Here is a 22287-nt window from a genome sequence, read left to right as displayed (position 1 = left end):
GGGGATTGCCTGCCGTAATTGTAAACACTTTGTGAACCGGCCATGCCAACCAGCGCAAAAACACGCGCCGCGGACTGTGTCCGCGGCGCGTGTTTGGGTTTGGAACTCACACCATGGTGGAGATCCGGATGTCTGTGACATAGAAGTCCGATGCGGCGGAGTTGGAGGAACCGAGGATGAACCGGTCCGCCGCCGTCTGGGCACTGCGGAAGCCCAGGTCCTGGCCCTCCAGCGTGCCGTTGATGTACAGGTCAAAGGTCTGGCTGTCCAGATCCAGCACCGCCTTGAACTGATACCAGTCCTCGGTGGTGGTGGCAAAGCCGCCGCTCTTGATGTCCAGAAGGGTGGTGTCCGAGGTGCCCACCTTCCGGTAGCCCAGCTTGCCCTGGTTGAAGTAGAGCTCCATGTCCATCTTGTCGATGTCACCGGCGGGGTCGGTGGGGGCGCCGTTGTGGGCCACCATGCGGACATATTCCCCGCCCAGGGCCTCCCGCATGGTCCACTCGATGGTGAGCGTCCCGCCCTGCTGTGCCTCAAAGCCGCACATCAGGTTGAGCACGCCCTTGCCCGCGTCCCGGTCGGCGGTGTCCACCACGTGGAGCACGTGCTTGGACACGCCGTCCACCTCCATCTCCTCGATGGTGGCCGAGAGCTTATCCTCCCGGCTCTTGGTCACGGTCCAGGTGTCGTCGCTCACCAGCTCGGTTCCGGCCTCATAGCCGCTGAAGTCCTCCTGGAAGAGCACCTGCGCCTCGCCGCTGAGAACGGTGACGGCAAACGTGGTCTCCGCCCCGCTGTAGTCCTCCTTGGCGGCAGTCACGGTGATCACGGCCTCGCCGGCGGCGACGCCGGTCAGGGTGATCTGCCCGTCGGCATAGACCGCCTTGACGATCTCCTCGGCGCTGGAGGAGACCTCCACCACCGCGTCGGCCGGGTCTACCTGGACGGGGATGGTCCGCTCCTGGCCGGCGGTCAGGTCCCGGACCTCGTCAATGGGCGCCAGCGTGATCCGGCCCTGGTCCAGCACCGAGACATGGAACCGCCGCTCCCGGCTCAGGCCATCCTGCTCGGCTCGGAGGGTGATGACCGCCTCACCGGCGGACACGCCCGTCACGCGCACCTGGCCGTTTTCATAGGCGGCCGTGGCTACGGTTTCATCCGAGGAGCTCACGCTGACCTGGGCGCTGTCCGGGGTCACTGTGACGCTCTGGGTACGGCTGTCTCCCTTGACCAGTTCGGCCACGTCCTTCAGCTCGCCGCTGATCACAGGGGCCGTGCCCTCCCCCAGGGGGGTGACGCTGACGTCGTCAAAGTACAGATCGCCCGGTCCCTTGCCGCGGGTACCGATGATGATGTGGTCCACGGCCCGTCCGCTGGTGTCGGTCAGGGGGTTGGTCTCTCCGGCCTGGACCCCGTCGATGTAGGCTTCAAAGGTCTTGTTGTCCAGATCCACCACCAGCTCCACCTCGTGCCAGACGTTGGGGGTAATGGTGCCCAGGGTCTGATTGGTGTTGTCCTGTCCGGCCTGCTGGCGGTAGATGAGCTTGCCGTTGTGGAGATAGGTCTCCAGAACGAAGCCGCTGTAGTCCATGGCGTCCTCTCTGGGGGCGCCGGAGTGGAGCAGCACGCGGGTGTACTGCTGGGAGGTCCCGTTCTCCTGCACCTTCCACTTGATGGAGTAGCGTCCGCTGGTCAGGGGGGAGAACTGACGGCTGATGAGGGCGTAGCCATCGGAGGAAGTGACGGTATCGGTCAGGTGGATCACGTTGCTGGTCTCGCCATAGGCGCCGTCGGTGCTGGCCACGGTCACATCGGTGCCCGCCGGCACACTGTAGATCCAGCCCTCCGGCTTCTCCCCGGCCGTCTGCATCTCAAAGTCGTCGTAGAGGAACTCGTCCAGCAGGCGGGTCTCCTTGGCGAAGATGATGAAGAGGTTGCCCTCCTCCTCCGGGTTGGGCTTGTTGCCGGTAAAGCGGATGGTGTCGCCCTTGAGCATATCGATGGTGTACAGCGAGTAGGTGACGCCGCCGATGACGATGTCGTCGCCGGAATCGGCAAAGCCGCCCTTCACCGTCTCACCGTCGCGGACGATGAGCTCGTCGTCGCTCAAAAATTCCGCCTTGGTCTGGATGCGGTCGTCATAGGCCACCGTGAGCTTGATGTCCCGCCCGGCGCTGAGCATGATGAAGTCGCCGGCGTCATAGTTCTGATCGGCGTTGGGGGCCAGGACATAGTCGCCGTTGAGGATGTACATGGGCAGATCCTCGCCGAACACCAGCTCCGGATGGTCCTTGCCGTTGTCGTTGTAGACCGGCTCGCCCGCGGCCGCGGGGTTGACGATCTTGGCCGGATGTTTGCCGCTGACACCGCCGGTGGGACCGGTAAAGGAGAAGTCCTTGATGAGCGCGGAGGTACTCTCCAGATTGTCGCTGCCCGGATCGATGTAGCCGTCGCCGATGCCGGGGTACTCCACATCGCTGAAGTCGTAGTCAAAGCACGTGGGCAGGGTGGTGCTCACGCCGCCGGTGTTGTCCACCGGCTTGGAGGTGACGCTCACCGTGGCGGGGGCGATCTGGTCGATGCCCTCGGTGCTCAGCTCGGCCCCCGGCTCGGCGGTGCCGATGCCCACGATTTTGGCGCCCAGGGTGATCTCACCGGCCTTCTCCGTGGTGCGGATGGCCACACGGTTGATGCCCGCCTCCACATAGAGCTCGGTGTCGTTGATGAAGGAGAGGTCGCTGGTCTTGTCCTGGGAGATGCCGAAGCCGCTGCTGTAGCCGCCCCGCCAGATGCCGGTGCCGTCCTCGGTAAACTGGCTGACGTCGAAGGACACCTTGCCGTCAAAGGTCAGGCAGCGGTTGCCCTCGGCGTCCACTACCTCCACGTCCACCAGCATCACGTCGCCGCCCGCCAGCAGGCCGTCCGGGCCCTCGATGGGGGTGAGCTTCAGCGCGGCCGGTGCGCCGTGGGTGGTCTTTTCATAGGAGCAGATCTCCTGGCCCTGCTTGTCGTACCCCACGGCCTTGATGGTGCCGGCCTGCCAGGTCACATCGGGGAACACGAAGCAGTACTGATTCTCCGGCTGGGTATTGGTCTGGCCCACCTGCTCCCCGTTGATGAACAGCGCCACGCTGCTGGCGTCGGACACGACGTAGACCGGCTTTACCGTCCCCTCGGGGTAGTTCCAGTGGCCGATGATGTAGCAGTCCGGCTCGTCGGTCCACATGGTCTGCAGCGTCCAGTAGGCCTCTTTTTCCAGCCGGACGGCGTCCACCTCGCCGGTAGCGCGGGTGACTTCCGAGAAGTTGCGGCCGTGGCTGGTGGAATCGGAGTAGATCCAGTTGGCGCCGCCGCTGTGCCACACCGGCGTCATGGCCAGCCAGGTATTGACGGCGTTGGTGGCAAACTTCTCAGAGGTAAAGTCCTTATAGGTGCCCTGCCCCTCGTAGTCCTCATAACCCGGGGTGTACTTATCCCACACCCGGCGGGGGGCCTCGGCCCGGTCATACTCACTCTCCACGATGGGGTGCTTGCCCTTGCCCACCCGGTCGCCGTCGGTGGTCTCGATCACCGTCAGATACTGGGCGGTGTAGTCGCCGCCCTCACGGGCGGTACGCTCACGGCCGCTTACGGTGCTGGGCTCGATCTCCGAGAGGTCGTTGCTCTTGCTGCTGGGCTTGCTGCGGGGGTCCCACTTGGAGATGATGTCATCCATGATCTGGGCGTTGTCCCGCTCGTTCCCCTCGGCGTCCGTGCTGTTGCGCACCGGCTGGTTGCCGTACTCCCACAGCAGGATGGAGGGATGGTTGCGGTAATAGATGATCATGTCCCGGAAGGCCTCTTCCCGGACCTGGTAGCTGATGTCGCTGTAGCCGTAGCCGCTGGACAGGTGTCCTTCGCCGTCCACGCCGGGCTGGGTGATGATCATGCCGTACTTGTCGGCCAGCTCAATGGCTGTGGGCCCGCCGGCGCAGTGGCCCCAGCGGATGTAGTTGGCCCCGGCGTCCTTCATCTGCTTCATGGTGAAGTCGTGCATCCAGTCGGGATAGGCCGATGCCAGACCCGCCCACTCCTCGGTGGGCTTCTGTCCCCAGCCCTCCAGCTTGGTGTGGTGCTCATTGATGTAGAAGCCGGTATCCATGGTGAACTCCCAGGTACGGATGCCCAGCGAGTCCTCGGTGCGGTCCACTTCTTTCCCGTCCACCAGGATCTTGCTCACCACGGTGTAGAGGTAGGGATAGTCGGGGGACCAGCGCTTGGCGTCCTCCACCACGCCCTCCACAAATACCCGGCCGTCCCGGATGTTGTCCCCCGTCACGCCCGCGTCGGAGGTCTTGGTGTTGGCGGGCAGGGTCACCTGGGTGCTCTTGCTCAGCACCACGTTGCCGTCCATGTCCAGCACGTCGGCCTGATAGGTGAAGGTCTTTTCGGTGTCGTACTGGTTGTAGATCTCCGCCTCCACCGCCACGCCGGAGGTGGTCTCCTGCTCGTCATAGGTGTACACATAGGTGCCCTGGGTCTCCAGGAAGCTGTACAGCGGCAGGGTGATGTGCAGCGGATCGGTCACATACAGGTAGACGTTGCGGTACAATCCGCCATAGGTGGGGTGCCAGTGGGAATCGTGCCAGCTGAGGATATAGTCGTCCTTTTTGGACCAGTCGATCTCGCCGTACTCGGTGGTGCGGTAGGGGAAGGTGTTGTCCACCATGATGGCGATGGTATTGCTCTCCCCTGCGGGATTGAGGTAATCGGTCAGGTCATAGCCGAAGGGGATGAAGCCGTTTTCGCACTTGCCGTCCAGCTTCACGCCGTTGACATAGACCTCAGCGGCCTGGCGGGCGGCCTCGATCTCGATGAAGACCCGCTTGCCCTCTGCCTCGGCGGGCAGGGTGAATTCCTTGCGGTACCAGGTCTTGCCGGTGTACATGTCCCGCTCGCCCGGGTGGGTGGTGGTCTTGATGTACTGCCCGTCCGTATCTTTGATCCTGGGGGCCTCGCTGTCATTGCGCAGATAGTCGTCAAAGGAGTCCTCTTCGTTGTAGCTGTGGGGCAGGTTCACGTCCTCCCAGGACGAGTCGTCGTAATCCGGCTCCACCGGCGGGTCGGTAAGGAAGCCGTAGAGGTCGGTGTGATCGCTGGGTCCTTCCGGCTCGGCCTTGATGAACTTCCAGCCCATGTTGAAGTTGTACTTCACACGGCTGCCGTCCTCCACCACCGCCGGCTCGTCCACCGCCACCAGGAAATCGGTGCTGGCGGCGGTATAGCCGCTCTTCTCGGCGGTAACGGTGATGACGGCGCTGCCCTTGCTGATGCCGGACACGGTGAGCTCATGTCCATCCACAGCCACCTCGGCCACCGCCGGATCACTGGACACAGCGGTCAGGACGGCGTCCTCCGGGTCGGTCACCGCGGTGATGGACTGGCTCTTGCCCGCGCTCAGGCCCGTCAAATCGGGGATCTCCGAGAGGGTCACCACCGGCTGGGCCGTCTTTTCCACGGTGACCTGGAAGCCGATATTGGCGCTGGCATAGCCGGTTTTCTCAGCGCTGACGGTGATGGTCGCGCTGCCTTCACCCACGCCGGATACCGTGAGCACATGGCCTTCCACGGCCACCTCAGCCACCGCCGAATCGCTGGACACGGCGGTCAGCCGGGCGTCCTCCGGGTCGAGCTCCGCAGTGAGCGTCCGGCTCTGGCCCACGCCGAGCCCCGTCAGGTCGGGGATCTGCTCCAGACGGATGGAGGGCTCCTCCGTATCTCCGCCGCTGGAACCGCCGCCGGAGGGCTCCGTAGCGCTGTCCACCCGGCCGGAGGCGTCGGTGGTCTTGCTCTGCCCGGGCTGTACCTGCCCGCGGGCCGTGCTCACCGTACCGGCGCCCTGCTCCACCGTGATGGCGGTGTTGGGGGTGGTGACGGTGACGGCGCCGCTGCCTTCCGCCGCGCGCACGGCCTTTACTTCACCCTTGCCGGAGATGGTGCTCTGACCGCCCCGGTTGCAGATGACCACCTGGTCCACCCGGCAGCCTTCGCCCACTTGCAGGCTGCCGCTGCGCACCAGTACCCGGCCGGTGACGGTGACCTCTTCCAGGGTAACGGTACCGTTGTTCCCCACACCGTCGCCCAGGATCAGATCACCCTGCACGGTCACGCCCTTCAGCGTGACGCCGCCGGTGCGGACCATCACGTTGCCGGTAAGGTCGGCCGTATCCGTCCCGTCCGAGACATACGTCCCCACCAGCGCATCCATCACCGTGGCAAACTCCGCCCGGGTGATGGTGGCCGTGGGATTGAGCCTTCCGCCGGCGCCGTTGACATAGCCGGCCGCTACCAGGGCGTCCACACCGCTTCTGGCCCAGTCGGCCACCTGATCGCCATCGGCAAAGCGCCCCAGGCTCGCCCCGTCTCCTTCCAGGTGCAGGGCGTTGGCCAGCACCACAAAGGCCTCCTGCCGGGTAATGGCCCGCTCGGGCTCCATATTGACCCCTGTTCCGGACATAACGCCCATGCCCACAGCCCGGGCAATGTCATCCCGGTACCAGGCCCCGGCCGGCACGTCGGCATAGCTGCTCACATCGGCCATGGTCTCCGCGCCGAAGGCCCGGCCCACAATGGCGGCCATCTGGGCACGGGTCAGGGTCTCCCCAGGCATGATCTTGCCGCCGTAGCCGGTCAGAAGTCCGTTTTCGATGGCATGCTCGATTCCCTGCTGCGCCCAATCGTGCGGGATGTCACTGTACTCACTTACATCCGCGCCGAAGGCCGGAGCGCTTACGCTCAGCAGGATGGAAGCCGCCAACACACATGCTAAAAGCTTCTTGCCTCGCATTTGATACACTCCTGTCTTTCCGTCTCGCTTCTTCTGCCTAACCTGTTTGATCTGCACACTCCGTCCGGGTCCGCTCCGCCGGTATCTTCCCCTCCTCTCCTGCCGGACCCATTCTTTTCTGAAAGGAAATGCCGACCAGTTAGTCTATATCTGATTATAACCTTCCTGCTATCCATTGCAATGTGTGCGTCTTTTTTTCTCCCTTTTGTCCATTTCCGCTTTCAGCGGCGCCAGGAGTAAAACGTTATCCTGTTCCGTTTTTTTATGCCCAGTTTCATTTTACGGCTCTTTTGCATCATTTGGATGCTATACATTTTGCCAAAACCGGCCTTAAACAGCGGGAGCGCCCCCGCTGCAGCAGCGGGGGCGCTCCCTGCCGGTGTCTCACCAGCGGATCAAGGGGGAGGAAACATTTACTTCAGCTCCAGAAAGCGGACCAGGATGGTGGCCGCTTCGCCGCGGGTGGCAGTTCCCTCGGGATGGAGCACGTTGCTGGGCTTGCCGGTGATGAGGCCCTGGTGCACCGCCCAGGTCATGGCCTCCACGGCCCAGCTGCTGACGCTGCCGCCGTCAGTGAAGCCGGTCAGATCCGCGCCGTCCGCCTTGGTATCCAGCCCGGTGAGGGCGGCATAGCGGTACAGGATGACCGCCAGCTGCTCCCGGCTGATGGGGTCATTGGGACCGAAGGTGCCGTTGCCGTAGCCCTTGACCACGCCGTTCTGGGCCGCCCAGCCCACGGCGTCGGTGTACCAGGTGCCGGCGGGCACGTCGGAGAAGCTGGCCGCGGTGGCGGCAGTGGCGCCGGACATACGGTAGAGGATGGTGACCACCATGGCGCGGCTGAGGGTGTCGTCGGGGGCGAAGCGTCCGCCGCCCACGCCGTTCATCAGGCCCTGCTCGGCCACCTGCCGGATGGCGTCGGCCGCCCAGTGTCCGGCGGTATCGGTGAAGGCGCCGACCTGACGGAAGGTGGCGGTAACGGTGACCTTGCCGGAGGGCTGGGTGTAGCTGTACTTGCCGCTGCCCAGATCCTCCAGGGTAATCTGCTTGCCGTTGCGGTCGGTCACGGTGATCCCGGCCAGCTCATAGCCGTCGTTGGCCTTCACGCTCAGGGTGACCTTGCTGCCGGCGGAGGGGTTCTTCGGGTCGGCGGTCACGGTGCCGCCTTCGCTCTTCTTGATCTCGATGGTGGCAGTGCTGCCGGAGCTGGAGCCGGAGCCCGAGCTTCCGCCGTCATCGCCGCCGCCCATCTGGATCTGCATGGGCTCGTCGGAGAGCACCTTGGAGTAGATGGTGTTGGTCACATAGCGGTAGTCGTCCTGCTGGTGGGTGCGGTTGACGATGGAGTTGGCAAAGACGGTCAGGTCCATGCCGTCGCGCTGGATGGCAAAGGCCTCGGGATAGCCGTCGATGGGGGTGCCCGCGTCGTTCAGGCAGCAGCCGGCGATGAAGGCGTCCTTCTCGGCGGCCTGGATCAGCACCTGGGCTCCCTCGGGCAGCTTGGTGATGACGCCGCAGTTATAGGTATAGGTGACAAAGTCCTCGTCGCCCACATAGCTGGCGGTGGTCAGGCTGTCGGTGGGGTAGGTGACGGTGTGCAGGGCCTCCATGCCCAGGGTGGTGTACTCCAGGTCGGTGAGCAACTCGCTCTGGATGTAGCGCAGCGGGGAGCTGCCGGTGGCGATGTAGGGCACGCCGGAGCGGATGGCCTCCACGGCGGCCGTACCGGTCTCGCCCTGGTTGGCAGCCACGGAGCCCACGATCACGTCGGCCTTGGCCGGGTCGCTGGTGGTGGAGAAGCCCAGCTGCTTTTCATAGGCCATCACGTCCTGGGCGGAGGTGCCGTTGCTGTACACGTTGCGGTAATCGTAGAAGCCGTAGCCCTCGGAGAACCACTGGGCGTAGTAGCCCTCGGTGATCTTGCCGCTGCTGAACGCGTCGTAGCGGCCGGTGAGGAACAGGGTGGGCTGCTCGATCTCATAGGCCACGGGCATGGTGGACACGCCGGTGGCGGTCAGGGTGAACTGCTCCCGGATGCCCACGTAGTCGTCATAGTCCACCACGAAGTCGCCCGTATAGTCGCCCTCGGTGATGAGGCCCACGGGGATATCCTTGGCCAGCATGGCATTGACGGCCCGGACGGCCTCGTTGCCGCTGTTGGCGATGACCACCGCCCGGTCGGATACGCCGGAGAAGGTGGATGCGGGGGTGATGGTGCTGAGGGTGCGCAGGCTGCCGGCAAAGGCGTCCGCCTTGGCCACGGGGATGCAGTCAAAGCCGCGCATCTCCGGGAAGTTGGACACGGACTCGGAGTAGAGCTCGGGGAAGCCGGAGGCCGAGGCGTCCGCGCCCCGCCACAGCACGGCGTTGGCGTAGTTGCGCTTGGCCTGGTGCATATCCACCACCAGGGTGCCCGCCCGGTAGGTGGTGCCGTCCACACTCACGTCCCGGTCCAGCGCCGACACCTGTACGCCGTTGCGCAGCAGGAACTGACCCATCTCATAGGCGTCGGCCACGTCCCGCTGGGAGGCGCCGTCCACGGGGATCACATAGTACTCGGGGAAGTAGTTGTTGTTCTCGGCATAGGGCACGCGCCAGGTGTCCTCTTCCAGGGCCTGGTTGCTGATGTCCACGTACCAGGACTGCATGTCGGCCCGGTGGTCCTCATTTTCGATGCCGCGGCGGAAGAACTCCAGCTGGTTGAGGTAGATGTCCTCCTTGTGGTCCATCACATAGTCCATCAGTCCGTACATACCGCTGACGAACAGCTGGGTGGAGGCCTGGTTGGCGCCGGGGGTCTCAATGGTGTAGCCCAGGGAGCCGCAGTTGAGCATGGCGTAGCTGGGGCCGTAGTTGGTGCACAGGTCGTCCCAGGCGGACCACTTCATGGTCTGCGGGTCGTAGTCGTCCCGCAGGGGGGTATAGTAGGTGCGGAACTTCACATCAAAGTCGTACTGCTTGTCGGTGGTGGCCAGGGCCGACATACCGTAGGCCTCGGCGCCCAGCATGAAGTTCTTGACCAGCAGGTCGTACTCCAGGTTGGGCTCGTGGGGCGGCGTGCAGGGCTCTACCAGGAATTCGGACATGTAGCCGTGCAGCTCGGCAAAGACCACGGGGTTCCACTCGTTGATCATCTTGGCCAGGCCCCGGGTCTCGCTCTGGGTCTGGTTGGAGGCGTCGCGGTTAAGGTCGAAGCCGTTGGAGTTGCGGCGGGTGTTGTAAGTGCGCCCGTCGGGGTTCTCGTTGGGGCAGACCACCAGGATCAGGTGATCCAGCAGCTCATCCACCGAGTAGACGATGTCCTCGCTGATGTTGTAGATCTCGCCGGCGCCCTGGGTCACGTTGTTCTCACCGGAACCGCCGGGCAGCAGCTTGCGGGAGCCAAAGCCGGTGATGCCCAGATCCACCACGTCGGGGGCAAACAGGCTCATGTCCACTTCCTCGCCGCTCTTCAGGCCGGTGAGGGTGTTGTAGGTGATCCGGTCGGCGGTGGCCAGCTCCCACAGCAGGTCCATCTGGGCGTCCACGCCGGGCATCTCGTCGGAGTGGACGTTGTTGATCATAAAGGGCACCCGGTAATTCTTCAGGGTTTTGTCCTTGATCTGCTGCTGGAGGGAGGCGGGGTCGGTGATGGCCGTCTGGTTCATCTTCTGGAACTGCTCCACGGAGGCGGCGCTGTCGGACAGGGTCACGTAGACCTGGTCGTAGCCGGCCTCGCTGGTGCCGGAGGTGGTGATCTCGAAGTAGCGGCCCTTGGCCTCGGCCGCGGCCTTGATCTGCTCCAGCTCCTCCATCACGTCGGCATAGCGGCGGTAGCTCTCATAGATGTTGAACTTGACGGGCTCATCCAGGGTGGCAACCACGTTGTCCCCGTCCTTGACGGAGAAGGTGTAGCCGCCGATGAAGCTGCCGTACACGTTGCGGTAGCTGTCGGAGTTGCGCAGCAGGCCGTTGCCGCCCACGCCGTTCTTATTATAGAAGAAGGGCGCGGCCGTGCGGAAGCTCAGGCTGACGGTGACATAGTCGCCCTTGTCGGCGACCTTGACCTCGTCCAGCTGGAAGTAGGCGCTGCCGTCGGTGCCGTTGGAGCCCCAGGTGGTCCAGTTGTCCAGCCGGTCGCCGGTGTACACGTGGGGGTAGAGCGCGCTGTCCTGCTCGCTGCCCTCCCGGGTGAGCCACCAGGTCAGCCCCTTGGCCCACTGGGTCCACTCATCCTGGGACCACTTGGCGGTCTCCTCGGTATCCCACACGGTGAGGGAGGCGTTGAAGGCCATGTCGTTCTGGTCCATGATGAGATCGGTGTTGTCCAGGGTCAGCTTCTCGCCCAGGAAGATCTCCTTGGCGTCGGCCAGGGCCTTCTGCTCCATGGCGTCGATGGCCGCCAGATGGGGCTTCGCCAGCTCCTCGTTGGAGGAGAAGTACTTGGCGCAGGTCTGGATGGCCTCCCGGTACCAGGTGGCCCAGGCGGAGAGGATCTCGGTCTCCTCCTCATAGGCACTCTTCACACTGCCGCCGGTGGTGTCGGCCCAGTCCTTGTGGGCCTTGGTGTTGTACTCGGCCTCGGAATCGAAGCGGGCCTGGGCCGCGTCCTCCAGGATCTGGAGCATCTCCCCGGTGTACCGGGTGGGGTTGGCGGCAAAGTAGCCCGCCGCCAGGGAGGTAATGCCCACGCTCTCCATCTCGTCGGCGCTGGCCATGTACAGGGTGTCCACAGTGGTGTGGTAGACGTAGTCGGTGAAGTGCCAGGTCAGCACCGCGGGCACGTCCTTGGCCAGGAAGCGGCTGTGGTCGCTGCCGCCCTCATAGGGGCACACGTCCACGGCAAAGTCGTACTTCAGGGTGTCGGCCACCTTGGTGCGGGCCGACTGGGCGGAGGCCATGTACAGATCGTTGATGAACACGCCGCCCAGATCGTAGCTGCCGGGGTTGCCGGCGCCCCACAGGGTGTGGGAGTCGGGCAGGCGGACGAACTTACCGTCGGAGTCGCTGCGGGTGTCATCGTAATAGAGGGGATCCTCCGGGATGTTGTCCAGGGTGTAGTTGTAGTAGGCCGCGGGATCGGGGGCCTTCTCGATGCGCATGGGGCCGCCGGTCTTGTCCGGGTCCTCGCCCACCATGTCCAGGTCGATGCAGCAGATGATGTCCTGCACCTCGTCGGGGTGGGCGTCCAGATACAGGTCGGAGAAGGACATCTCATCGCCCCACATGAAGACGATGGTCCGCTCGGGACGGGGCAGCACGCCCTCATCGATGAGCTGCTTGGTGCGGATGGCCAGCTCCATGTTGAGGGCCACGCCGGTGGCGTTGTCGTCACAGCCGGGCTCCTGCACGTGGGCGGCCAGCACGATGCGCTGGTGCTGCAGCTCGGGGTTGGAGCCCTTGATCTCGGCAATGGCGGTAAGCTGACCCTGGGCGGCGGGCACGCTGGGGTCGCTCATGCCGTACATCTGGCCCACGGTGGCCACGTTCATGGTCACGGTGCACCCGGCCTGCTGCAGGGTGCGGATGGCGTTGTACTGGTCGGGAGAGATGTTCCACTCCACGATGGGGGCGCCGGAGTTCATGGCCTGCTGGTTGGAGGCGGCGCCGGCCCCGCCGGCAAAGCGGGCGGAGTTGGTGTACCACTCGTCGGTGCCGCCGTACCAGCTCTCATACCAGTCGGTCATGGCCGGGTCCTGGGCGCCGAACCAGTTGTCGTCGATCTCGGGGTTGCTGTAGTTGTCCAGGGCGGCGGTGGTCATCACCGAGACCGCGCCCACCTCCTGGGCAAACTTAAAGTTGTTCCGGTTGGCCGAGTCGCACAGCAGGATCTTGCCCTTCAGCGCGGACTTGTCGCCGTCGAAGCTGTTCACGTCGCCCACATAGACCACTTCACCGGTCTTGCCGGCCACCAGGTCCCGGACGTTGCCGGGGTTGGCGCGGATCTGCTCCAGCTCCTCGGCAGTGACGTTGAAGCCGGTGTTGGTGGCCAGGTGGGCCCGCCGGTTCAGGTGGGCTTCGGGGCCACGGGGATCGCCGGGCTCCTCCCCTTCTGGGAAGACGTTGACCCGCTTGCCGGTCTCATCCTTCTCATTGATCCAGGCGGACATGGCCTTCACAAAGCCGTCGGTGTCGCCCACCTTGGCGTCCAGATCATAGAGCTCGATGTAATGGGCCTGATAGATCTCGCTGGTGGGGTCAAAGGAGTAGCTCTCCACGTTGACCACGTCCCGCAGGGCGTACAGCGGGTCCTCCTCGCTCAGTTCCTGCCCGTCCTTCTGGATGGAGGTGATCTCCATCCGGGCGTACTCGGGCGCCCAGGTCAGGGAGGAGGACGCATCGTGCTGGACCCAGAAGAAGTCCTGCGTATAGTCATGGGTTTTATCGGAGAATTCCGCGCCGGTATACGAGTCTCCGGCGTCCACATAGCCGGCCTCGATCATGGCGTCTCCGATAAAATCATTGATCACATAATTCTGCCACGGGCCGCCGGTTGTCCGCCAGCCGAGGAATACGGTACCCAGGTAGTCAAAGGCGGACTCGCCGTCCACCCCTGCGTCGCCCCCCAGCAGATCCACGATGGCATCCAGATCCTGGGGCAGGTCCGCATCCTCACTCGCCGCAGCGGGGATGACCAGGAAGGAACAGAGCATGGCCAGTGTTAATAACAGGGAAAGGGATCGCCTGAGTTGCTGCTTGTGCTGCTTCACGGTTTGATTCCTCCTTCTGCTGTGTCACTGCTTTCCTACCGGTTTTTCCATTTGCCGCCATTTTGCAATATTTTTTTATTATCCTCCCCTTTATTTTTGTGTAATATGACGGCGTTCTATTGGCATTATAACAGCTCTTCTTAGAAGATGCAACCATTCCGTCCACCATCCGAGGACGCGGCATTTTATGCATCTTTCCATAGCGTACCGGCGCTTTTTCTTCCGCTTGGGCCGTTCTGTCAATCTTTTTCTGGTATTCTACGTTTTTGGAACTGGAAGCCCGGTCAAACTTTGGTACCGGCCGGAGCGTATCCAAATGCACAAATCTGCATATGCTCTGAGCGGGTGATGGTATATGAATCAGCACAAATGGGGTGTCTATGCTTCGTGGACGGTCCTGGCCGAGGCGGTGGGCGGACTGTCCGGCTGGCTGACCCGGGACGGCGCCCGGCAGTACAGCCAGTCCATCCGTCAGCCGCCCCTGTCCCCGCCGCCGGTGGTCTTTCCCATCGTGTGGGCCGGGCTGTTTGCCCTGATGGGCGTGGGCGCGGCGCGGATCTATCTCTCCGCTCCCTCCGCCGACCGCTCCCGGGCCCTGACCGCCTTTTTCGTTCAGCTGGGCTTCAACTTTTTCTGGAGCATCCTCTTCTTCAACCTCCAGGCCTTCGGCCCGGCCCTGCTGTGGCTGCTGATCCTGTGGGGGCTCATCCTGTGGATGATCCTGTCCTTCCGCCGGGTGGACAAGGCGGCCGCCTGGCTGCAGGTGCCCTACCTGCTGTGGGTGAGCTTTGCGGCCTACCTCAACCTGGGGGTCTGGCTGCTCAACCGGTAAACGCAAAACGCGGCAGGCTGTGCCTGCCGCGTTTTTTGCGCTGTGTCCGGTTACTGCCCGTCCCCAAAGAACAGGGCCAGATCGTCCTCCACGCTGCCGATGCCCGCGATGCCGAAGTTCTCCACCAGCACCTTGGCCACGTTGGGGCTGAGGAAGGCCGGGAGGGTGGGGCCCAGGTGGATGTTCTTCACCCCCAGGTAGAGCAGGGCCAGCAGCACGATGACCGCCTTCTGCTCGTACCAGGCGATGTTGTAGACGATGGGCAGCTCATTGATGTCCTCCAGTCCGAAGACCTCCTTGAGCTTGAGGGCGATGACCGCCAGGGAGTAGGAGTCGTTGCACTGGCCCGCGTCCAGCACCCGGGGGATGCCTCCGATGTCGCCCAGGTCCAGCTTGTTGTACTTATACTTGGCGCAGCCTGCGGTGAGGATGACGGCGTCCTTGGGCAGGGCCTTGGCAAACTCGGTGTAGTAGTCCCGGCTCTTGGCCCGGCCGTCGCAGCCGGCCATGACCACGAACTTGCGGATGGCGCCGCTCTTCACGGCCTCCACCACCTGGTCGGCCAGGGAGAGCACCTGGGCGTGGGCGAAGCCGCCCACGATCGCGCCGGTCTCCAGCTCGGCGGGAGGGGCGCACTTCTTGGCGTGGGCAATGAGGGCGGAGAAGTCCTTCTTCTCCCCTGCTCCGCCGGGGATGTGCTTGCAGCCGGGGAAGCCCGCCGCGCCGGTGGTGTACAGCCGGTCCTTGTAGCTGTCCCTGGGGGGCACGATGCAGTTGGTGGTCATGAGGATGGGACCGTGGAAGGCCTCGAACTCCTCCTTCTGCTTCCACCAGGCGTTGCCGTAGTTGCCCACAAAGTTGGGGTACTTCTTGAAGGCGGGATAGTAGTGGGCGGGGAGCATCTCGGAGTGGGTGTATACATCCACCCCGGTGCCCTGGGTCTGCTCCAGCAGCATCTCCAGGTCCCGCAGGTCGTGGCCGGAGATCAGGATGCCCGGGTTCTTCCCCACGCCGATGTTGACCTTGGTGATCTCCGGGTTTCCGTAGGCGGAGGTGTTGGCCTTGTCCAGCAGGGCCATGCCCTGTACGCCGTACTTGCCGGTCTCCAGGGTCAGGGCCACCAGGTCGTCTGCCGTCAGGCTGTCATCCAGGGTGGCGGCCAGGGCCCGCTGCAGGAAGGCGTCCACCTCCCCGTCGCTGCACAGCAGGGCGTTGGCGTGCTTGCTGTAAGCGGACAGGCCCTTGAGCCCGTAGGTGATGAGCTCCCGCAGGGAGCGGATGTCCTCATCCCGGGTGGCCAGCACGCCCACCTGGGCGGCCTTGGCCGGCCAGTCCCCCGCGCCGTCCCAAAGGGCGGCCTCGGGCAGGGTCCCGGCCCCCTGCACCTGCTCCAGCAGGGCCCGCTTCACCTCCAGGGTCTCCCGGATGCGCTCCTCAATAGCCTGCTGGTCAAAGTTGGCGTTGGTGATGGTGGTAAAGAGGTTTTCGGTGACCAGGCGGTCCACCTGTGCCTCCACCGCCGCGCCCTGCTCCCGCAGGGCGGTGGTCACGGCGCACAGCCCCCGGGTCACATAGACCAGCAGATCCTGCATGGCGGCCACTTCCGGCCCCTTGCCGCACACCCCCATGCGGGTGCAGCCGGTGCACCCGGCGGTCTCCTGGCACTGATAGCAAAACATGTTGTGTTCCATTGTATCGGTCCTCCTGCGCAAATCTGCTTGACATTGTGGGCATAGTATAATAGATTTATTCCAACAAGTATGTTGTTTTAACAACGTTACCAGGAGGATTTCTATGGATATGACCGAACTGTGCGGCACCGCCTTATTCCGCGGGGTCACGCCGGAGGAGGCCCAGGCCATGCTCTCCTGCCTGGCCAGCCGGCGGCAGAGTTTTGCCAAAGGACAGGCCATCTACCGCACGGGGGACACGGTCACCGCCCTGGGGGTGGTGCTCTCGGGGCGGGTGCTCATTGAGAGCTGCGACCTCTGGGGCAACGTCACGGTGCTGGACAGCGTGGGTCCGGGACAGATCTTTGCCGAGACCTACGCCTGCACCCCGACCGAACCGCTGATGGTGGACGTGGTGGCGGCCGAGCCGTCCGAGGCGCTGTTTCTGGAGGTGGAGCGGGTGCTGCACGCCTGCCCCAACACCTGCGCCCACCACAGCCGTCTGGTGCGCAACCTGCTGACCCTGTCGGCCCAGAAAAATCTGAACCTGTCCCGGAAGATCTTCCACACCTCCCCCAAGACCATCCGGGGCCGGCTGCTCTCCTATCTGTCCGAGCAGGCCGTGCGCAGCGGTGGGCGCAGCTTCACCATTCCCTTTGACCGCCAGCAGCTGGCCGACTACCTGAACGTAGAGCGCAGCGCCCTGTCCGGGGAGCTGGGCCGGATGCAGCGGGAGGGGCTGCTGCGCACCCGGCGCAATCACTTTGAATTGCTGGCCGATCACCTAGAACTGTAGAGAGAAGGGATGGCACTATGATCACAATCTCGGAACGCACCATACAGGAATCCGCAAAAGACTATGCGCTGCGGGTACTGATGGACAATATCATTCACCTCCGGCTGATCCCGGGGGAAAAACTGCCCGAGCAGGAGCTATGCCAGCGCCTGGGCATCAGCCGCACCCCTTTCCGGGAAGCCGAGCTGGAGCTGGCACAGCGCAAACTCATCGACATCCGCCCCAAAATCGGCACCTATGTCTCTTACATCGACACCGAACTGGTGGAGGAGGTGCGCCACTTGCGCAGCGTGCTGGAGGGGGAGATCGCCGTCATGGCCTGCCGCATGCTGACAAAACGGGACGTGGACCGGCTGTGGACGACCCTGGCGCTCTGGAAAGTGTACATCAACCGCCAGCAGGAGGACGGGATCTTGCGGCTGGACAAGGCTTTTCACGGCATGCTCTACCAGCTGTGCGGCCGCCGGCACTGGCTGGAGCTGGTGGAGCACATCGCCCCCAGCTTTGACCGGGCTACCATTCTCAGTTTCCGCTGCTGTCCTCCCCAGAGCACTCTGCAGGACCATGAACAGCTGGTCCAGGCCATCCAGGATCGGGATGAGGACCGGGCCCGGCAGATCGCCCGGCGGCATCTGTACCGCTATACGGAGTACATCTCCTCCATCCAGGCGGCCTTTCCCGACTATTTTAAGGACCCGGCCCAGTTTTTTGAGCCGCCGCAACGGCGGCTGTGACCACAATTGCGAGGTGAACACAATGCAGGAGCATTACGACGTGATCGTCATCGGCGCCGGGGTGGTGGGCAGCGCCATCGCCCGGGAGCTGTCCCGCTACCGCCTGCGCACGGCGGTGCTGGAGCAAAATCTGGACGTGTGCAGCGAGACCAGCGGGCGCAATTCCGCCGTGGTCCACGGCGGCTTTGCCAATCCGCCGGGCAGTCTGAAGGCCCGCTTCTGCGTGGCAGGCAACAAGATGATGGACCAGCTGGCCCGGGAGCTGGACTTCCCCTTCCGCCGCTGCGGCAAGGTGCTGGTGGGCAACACGCCGGAGGATCTGGAGCAGCTGCGGCGCACCATGGAGCAGGGTGCGGTCAACGGCATGGACGGCCTGGAGCTGGTGGACGAGGCCAAGCTCCACCAGCTGGTGCCCGCCGTGGTGGGGAAATTCGCCCTGTGGTCCCGCAACAGTGGCATCCTGGACCCCTTTTTGTACACGGTGGCCCTGGCGGAGAACGCCCACGCCAACGGTGTGCGCTACTGCTTTGACCGGAAGGTCACCGGCATCCGCCGGGAGGGGGAGGACTACCTGCTCCAGACCCCCCACGGCAGCTACCGCACCCGCTGGGTGGTGAACGCCGCGGGGCTGGGCTGCCAGACCATCTCCGAGCTGCTGGGCATCCCCGGCTACCGGGTGGTGGGCTCCCGCAGCAACTACATCGTGCTCCACAAGCGCATGGGCAAGCTGCTGCCCATGCCGGTCTACCCCGTGCCCAGCAATGTGTACATGGGCATCCACGTGACCCCCACCGTGGACGGCAACGTCACCGTGGGTCCCGACGCGGAGAACACCGACGTGCTGGACGACTACTCGGTGCCCGCCGGGAAGATCGAGGCCCTGGCCGCCAGCGGCGCGCTGCTGTGGCCCCACATCCACAAGAAGGACCAGATCCGCACCTTCGCCGGCATCCAGCCCAAGTGGGTGGACGAGCACGGCGCCATCCAGGACTATAAGATCGAGATCCGGGACGAGCTGGCTCCCCGGGCGGTCAACCTCATCGGCATCGAGTCCCCCGGCATCACTGGCGCGGTGCCCATCGCCCAGTACGTGGTGGAGCTGATGCGCAAGCGGGAACCCTTTGCGGAAAACCCGGACTTCAACCCCTGCCGCAAGGGCATCGTGCGCTTTGCCGGCCGCACCCGGGAGGAGCAGGCCGCCCTCATCGCCCGGGACCCGGACTACGGCCGGCTGGTGTGCAGCTGCGAGGAGGTGACCCGGGCCGAGATCCGCTCCGCCATCCACAATCCCCTGGGAGTGCACACCCTGACAGGGATCAAATACCGCACCCGGGCCATGATGGGCGGCTGCCAGGGCGGCTTCTGCCAGACCAAGCTGGAGCAGATGATCGAGCAGGAGCTGGGCTGCGCCCCCCAGGACGTGCGCTATGACCGCCAGGGCGCGTGGCTGCTGGCCGGCGCGCTGCGGGAGGAGGAATGAGCGTGGAATACAAACAGGCCGTCATCATCGGCGGCGGCCCGGCGGGGCTGGCCGCGGCGGTGGAGCTGCACCGGCTGGGGATCGAGGATCTGGTGGTGCTGGAGCGGGAGGAATCTCTGGGCGGCATCCTGCGCCAGTGCATCCACGACGGTTTCGGGCTGGAGCGCTTCGGCGAGAGCCTGTCCGGCCCGGAGTACGCCCAGCGCTTTCTGGACCAGGTCCAGGCCCGGTCCATCCCCTGTGAGACCGGGGCCGCCGTGGTGGAGCTGACCCCTCAGCGGGTGGTCACCGCCGTCACCCCCACCGGCCTGCGGCAGTACCAGGCCGGCGTGGTGGTGCTGGCCATGGGCTGCAAGGAGCGCAGCCGGGGGGCTCTGGGCATCCCCGGCACCCGGCCCGCCGGCGTCTTTACCGCCGGCACCGCCCAGGCCTATCTGAACCTCTACAACCGCATGCCCGGCCGGGAGGCCGTCATTCTGGGCTCGGGGGACATCGGCATGATCATGGCCCGCCGCCTGACCCTGGAGGGGGCCCGGGTCAAGGCGGTGTTCGAGCTTATGCCCTACCCCAGCGGCCTGCCCCGCAACCGGGTGCAGTGCCTGGAGGACTACGGCATCCCCCTCTTCCTCAGCCACACCGTCACCGCCATCCACGGCCGGGAGCGGCTGAGCGGCGTCACCGTCTCCCAGGTGGACGCCTCCCTGCGCCCCATCCCGGGGACCGAGCGGGAGTACCCCTGCGACACCCTCATCCTCTCGGTGGGGCTGATCCCGGAAAACCAGCTGCTGGAGGGGGCGGGCATCGCCATGGACCCCCGCACCGGCGGCGCGGTGGTGGACGAGCGCCTGCAGACCAGTCTGCCCGGCGTCTTTTCCGCCGGCAACGTGCTGCATGTGCACGATCTGGTGGACTTTGTCTCTCAGGAGGCCGAGGCGCTGGCCCGCCACGCCGCGGATTTCCTGACCGGCCGGCCGGCTCCGGCCTGCCCGCTGGAGATCCGCCCCGGCCCCGGCGTGGGCCACACCGTGCCCCAGCGGTGCAGCGGCCGGGCGGACCTCTCCCTCTCCCTGCGGGTCAACGCCCCCTTCCGGGACTGCCGCATCGTGGTGCGGCAGAACGGCGCGGAGGTGGCCGTGCGGCGGATGCGCCAGGCCATCCCCGCGGAGATGATCCAGCTGAACGTTCCGGCCAGGCGGCTGGGGACAGACGGCGCACTGGAGGTGTCGGTGGAATGAAACGCTCCTATACCTGTATCCTCTGCCCCAACGGCTGCACCCTGGAGGCCCTGGTGGAGGAGGGCCGGGTGCAGTCGGTCACCGGGCAGCTGTGCCCCCGGGGGGAGGCCTATGTCCGCCAGGAGGTGACCGACCCCCGGCGGACCATCGCCAGCTCGGTGCTGGTGCGGGGCGGCACGCTCCCCCTGGCCAGCGTGCGCCTCACCGCCCCCATCCCCAAGGGGATGATCTTCCCGGTGATGCAGGCCATCCGCCAGGTGGAGCTGCAGGCCCCCGTCCAGGCGGGGACCGTGGTGCTCCGCCGGGTGTGCGGCCTGGACAGCGACGTGGTGGTCACCCGTACTGTCCCGGCCCGCTGAACCTCTGCAAACAGGGCGTGGAAGCCGGATGGCTCCCACGCCCCTTTTTTGCCTCCCGTTTTGGTACACAGCCGCCATCTTGGACTATACCAAAAAATAATTATGGTACTTTCGACCCGCCTCACATGCTGATATAATTTTCACAAATTCGAATTGCCTAACTTTTTCGTATCCGTATCTTTTTCACAAAAGCACACCTGTGCCCCGGAGAAAGAGAGCTGTATGAATATCAAGATCAACCGCGTCAGCCAGACCCCCCTCTACCTCCAGGTCAAATGCGCCATTCAGAATCTCATCCTCTCCGGCGAGATCAGCCACGGCTACAAAATGCCCTCGGAGCGCCGGCTGGCCGAAGAGCTGCAGATTCACCGCAACACGGTCATCAAGGCCTATGGCGAGCTGGTGGACGAGGGGTATCTCATCGTCTCCTCCAAAAGCCCTCGGGGCTATTTTGTCAAGGAGATCGCGGACGACGGCGTGCCGTTCAACCGCTTTTTCCCGCTGGAGAAGATGATCCGCTATCACTTCAACGAGAAGGAAAAGTTGTTTTTGGACCTGTTCTGCCGCTCGGAGAGCGAGCAGCACATCTCCATGGCCGGGATGATCATGGACGAGACGGCCTATCCCTCCCATGGGATGGAAGAGATCGTCCGGGACATGGTCCGGGCGCCCCGGCCCCAGGAGGAGCGGACCAAGCGGAACATCTGCGCGCTGCTCTTCCACGAGAACATGTATCTCAGCCCACGGAACATCCAGCTGGTATCCGAGACCAACCAGGCCCTGCACCACATCATGACCCTCTACCTGAAGGAGGGGGACTGCATCATCGCCGAGGAGCCGGTGGTGCCCGACAACGCCAGCATTTTCCGCAACAAGGGCATCCATCTGGTGACGGTCCCCATGCAGCCCGACGGCATGGATCTGGCCCAGCTGGAGGCCGCCATCAAAAAATACGCCCCCAAGTTCATCTACACCATGCCCAATTACCACAATCCCACCGGCATCGTCATGTCGCTGGAGAAGCGGAAGAAGCTGCTGGAGCTGGCGGGGCGCTACTGCATCCCCATCATTGAGGAGGACTCCCAGCGGGACTTCCGGTACGAGGGCAGCCGGATCCCCAGCCTGTACTCTCTGGACCGGTACCGGTCGGTGATCTATCTGGACTCCTTTACCCTGACCTTTCCCATGGGGATCAAGACCGGGTATATCGTAGGCCCCACCGACCTCATCGAGACTCTGGGCCGGCTGATCATGGTGGACGAGACCTTTGTGAGCAGCCTGGGCCAGTTCCTGCTCAACGAATACATCGAGCGCGGCTACTACCAGGCCCATCTGGAGCGGCTGGCCGCGCATTACGCCGGTAAACTGGACCGGCTGTGCCGGGGGCTGGACTCCATTGCCCATCTGGGCATCCGGTACACCCGCCCCAAGGGTGGACTGCTTCTGTGGTGCTCGCTGGACGAGCGCATCAATGAGCGCACCCTCTATCAGGAGGCGGAAAAGCGCGGGCTGCTGATCATGCCCGGCTTTCTCTTCTATCCCAACGGTTATAAGGGCGGCGGCCATGTCCGCCTTTGCTTTTCCAACATCAGGGACGAGGACATCGACACCGGCGTGCAGATTCTGGCGCAGGCGCTGGAATGCAGCACGGAATAAAGAGCGGAGG

General features: G+C 64.3%; 10 protein-coding genes. 7 read left to right on the top strand and 3 right to left on the bottom strand.

Annotation, left to right across the window (positions count from 1 at the left end; genetic code table 11):
• Window positions 1-106: 106 nt before the first annotated feature.
• Both WMO45_RS09760 and WMO45_RS09755 read right to left on the bottom strand, forming a co-directional pair.
• Window positions 107-6826, bottom strand: coding sequence for an S-layer homology domain-containing protein (locus WMO45_RS09760; protein ID WP_349140513.1), 6720 nt, complete (start codon window positions 6824-6826; stop codon window positions 107-109).
• A 413-nt stretch (window positions 6827-7239) separates the two neighbouring features.
• Complete coding sequence (locus tag WMO45_RS09755) at window positions 7240-13515, bottom strand: S-layer homology domain-containing protein (protein WP_349140512.1); 6276 nt, start codon at window positions 13513-13515, stop codon at window positions 7240-7242.
• A 355-nt stretch (window positions 13516-13870) separates the two neighbouring features.
• Between WMO45_RS09755 and WMO45_RS09750 the strand changes: the two genes are divergently transcribed.
• Window positions 13871-14347, top strand: coding sequence for a TspO/MBR family protein (locus WMO45_RS09750; RefSeq protein ID WP_349140510.1), 477 nt, complete (start codon window positions 13871-13873; stop codon window positions 14345-14347).
• A gap of 50 nt (window positions 14348-14397) precedes the next feature.
• Here WMO45_RS09750 and hcp read toward each other — a convergent pair whose 3' ends face one another.
• The gene (gene hcp / locus WMO45_RS09745; RefSeq protein ID WP_349140508.1) at window positions 14398-16038 is read right to left on the bottom strand and encodes a hydroxylamine reductase; all 1641 of its coding nucleotides are present in this window, start codon (window positions 16036-16038) and stop codon (window positions 14398-14400) included.
• 103 nt (window positions 16039-16141) lie between these two features.
• Here hcp and WMO45_RS09740 point away from each other — a divergent pair, with 103 nt between their 5' ends.
• The 6 genes from WMO45_RS09740 (at window position 16142) to WMO45_RS09715 (ending at window position 22277) form a co-directional block, all read left to right on the top strand.
• Window positions 16142-16813, top strand: a complete 672-nt coding sequence (locus WMO45_RS09740; RefSeq protein ID WP_349140507.1) for a Crp/Fnr family transcriptional regulator — start codon at window positions 16142-16144, stop codon at window positions 16811-16813.
• Between the two features lie 17 nt (window positions 16814-16830).
• Window positions 16831-17547, top strand: coding sequence for a GntR family transcriptional regulator (locus WMO45_RS09735; RefSeq protein ID WP_349140506.1), 717 nt, complete (start codon window positions 16831-16833; stop codon window positions 17545-17547).
• A gap of 22 nt (window positions 17548-17569) precedes the next feature.
• Window positions 17570-19027 carry an NAD(P)/FAD-dependent oxidoreductase gene (locus tag WMO45_RS09730; protein WP_349140505.1) on the top strand — a complete coding sequence of 486 codons (1458 nt, stop codon included), beginning with the start codon at window positions 17570-17572 and terminating at the stop codon, window positions 19025-19027.
• Window positions 19024-20262 (top strand): NAD(P)/FAD-dependent oxidoreductase, encoded by a 1239-nt coding sequence (locus WMO45_RS09725; RefSeq protein WP_349140504.1) that lies wholly within the window; start codon window positions 19024-19026, stop codon window positions 20260-20262. The genes WMO45_RS09730 and WMO45_RS09725 overlap by 4 nt, the downstream gene beginning before the upstream one ends.
• Complete coding sequence (locus WMO45_RS09720) at window positions 20259-20621, top strand: DUF1667 domain-containing protein (RefSeq protein WP_349140503.1); 363 nt, start codon at window positions 20259-20261, stop codon at window positions 20619-20621. Before WMO45_RS09725 ends, WMO45_RS09720 begins: the two co-directional genes overlap by 4 nt.
• Window positions 20622-20843: 222 nt before the next feature.
• The gene (locus tag WMO45_RS09715) at window positions 20844-22277 is read left to right on the top strand and encodes an aminotransferase-like domain-containing protein (RefSeq protein ID WP_349140502.1); all 1434 of its coding nucleotides are present in this window, start codon (window positions 20844-20846) and stop codon (window positions 22275-22277) included.
• The last annotated feature ends 10 nt before the right edge of the window (window positions 22278-22287 follow it).

The sequence above is a fragment of the Flavonifractor hominis genome (assembly GCF_040095835.1).
Classification (GTDB): Bacteria; Bacillota; Clostridia; order Oscillospirales; family Oscillospiraceae; genus Flavonifractor; species Flavonifractor hominis.
Note: the sequence above shows the minus strand (reverse complement) of the source record. Positions and strands in the feature narration are given on the sequence as shown.

Coding starts and splice junctions, on each gene's coding strand:
- WMO45_RS09735 (WP_349140506.1), top strand. CDS start 16,831: ATGATCACAATCTCGGAACGCACCATACAGGAATCCGCAAAAGACTAT.
- WMO45_RS09730 (WP_349140505.1), top strand. CDS start 17,570: ATGCAGGAGCATTACGACGTGATCGTCATCGGCGCCGGGGTGGTGGGC.
- WMO45_RS09740 (WP_349140507.1), top strand. CDS start 16,142: ATGGATATGACCGAACTGTGCGGCACCGCCTTATTCCGCGGGGTCACG.
- WMO45_RS09715 (WP_349140502.1), top strand. CDS start 20,844: ATGAATATCAAGATCAACCGCGTCAGCCAGACCCCCCTCTACCTCCAG.
- WMO45_RS09725 (WP_349140504.1), top strand. CDS start 19,024: ATGAGCGTGGAATACAAACAGGCCGTCATCATCGGCGGCGGCCCGGCG.
- WMO45_RS09720 (WP_349140503.1), top strand. CDS start 20,259: ATGAAACGCTCCTATACCTGTATCCTCTGCCCCAACGGCTGCACCCTG.
- WMO45_RS09750 (WP_349140510.1), top strand. CDS start 13,871: ATGAATCAGCACAAATGGGGTGTCTATGCTTCGTGGACGGTCCTGGCC.
- WMO45_RS09760 (WP_349140513.1), bottom strand. CDS start 6,826: ATGCGAGGCAAGAAGCTTTTAGCATGTGTGTTGGCGGCTTCCATCCTG.
- hcp (WP_349140508.1), bottom strand. CDS start 16,038: ATGGAACACAACATGTTTTGCTATCAGTGCCAGGAGACCGCCGGGTGC.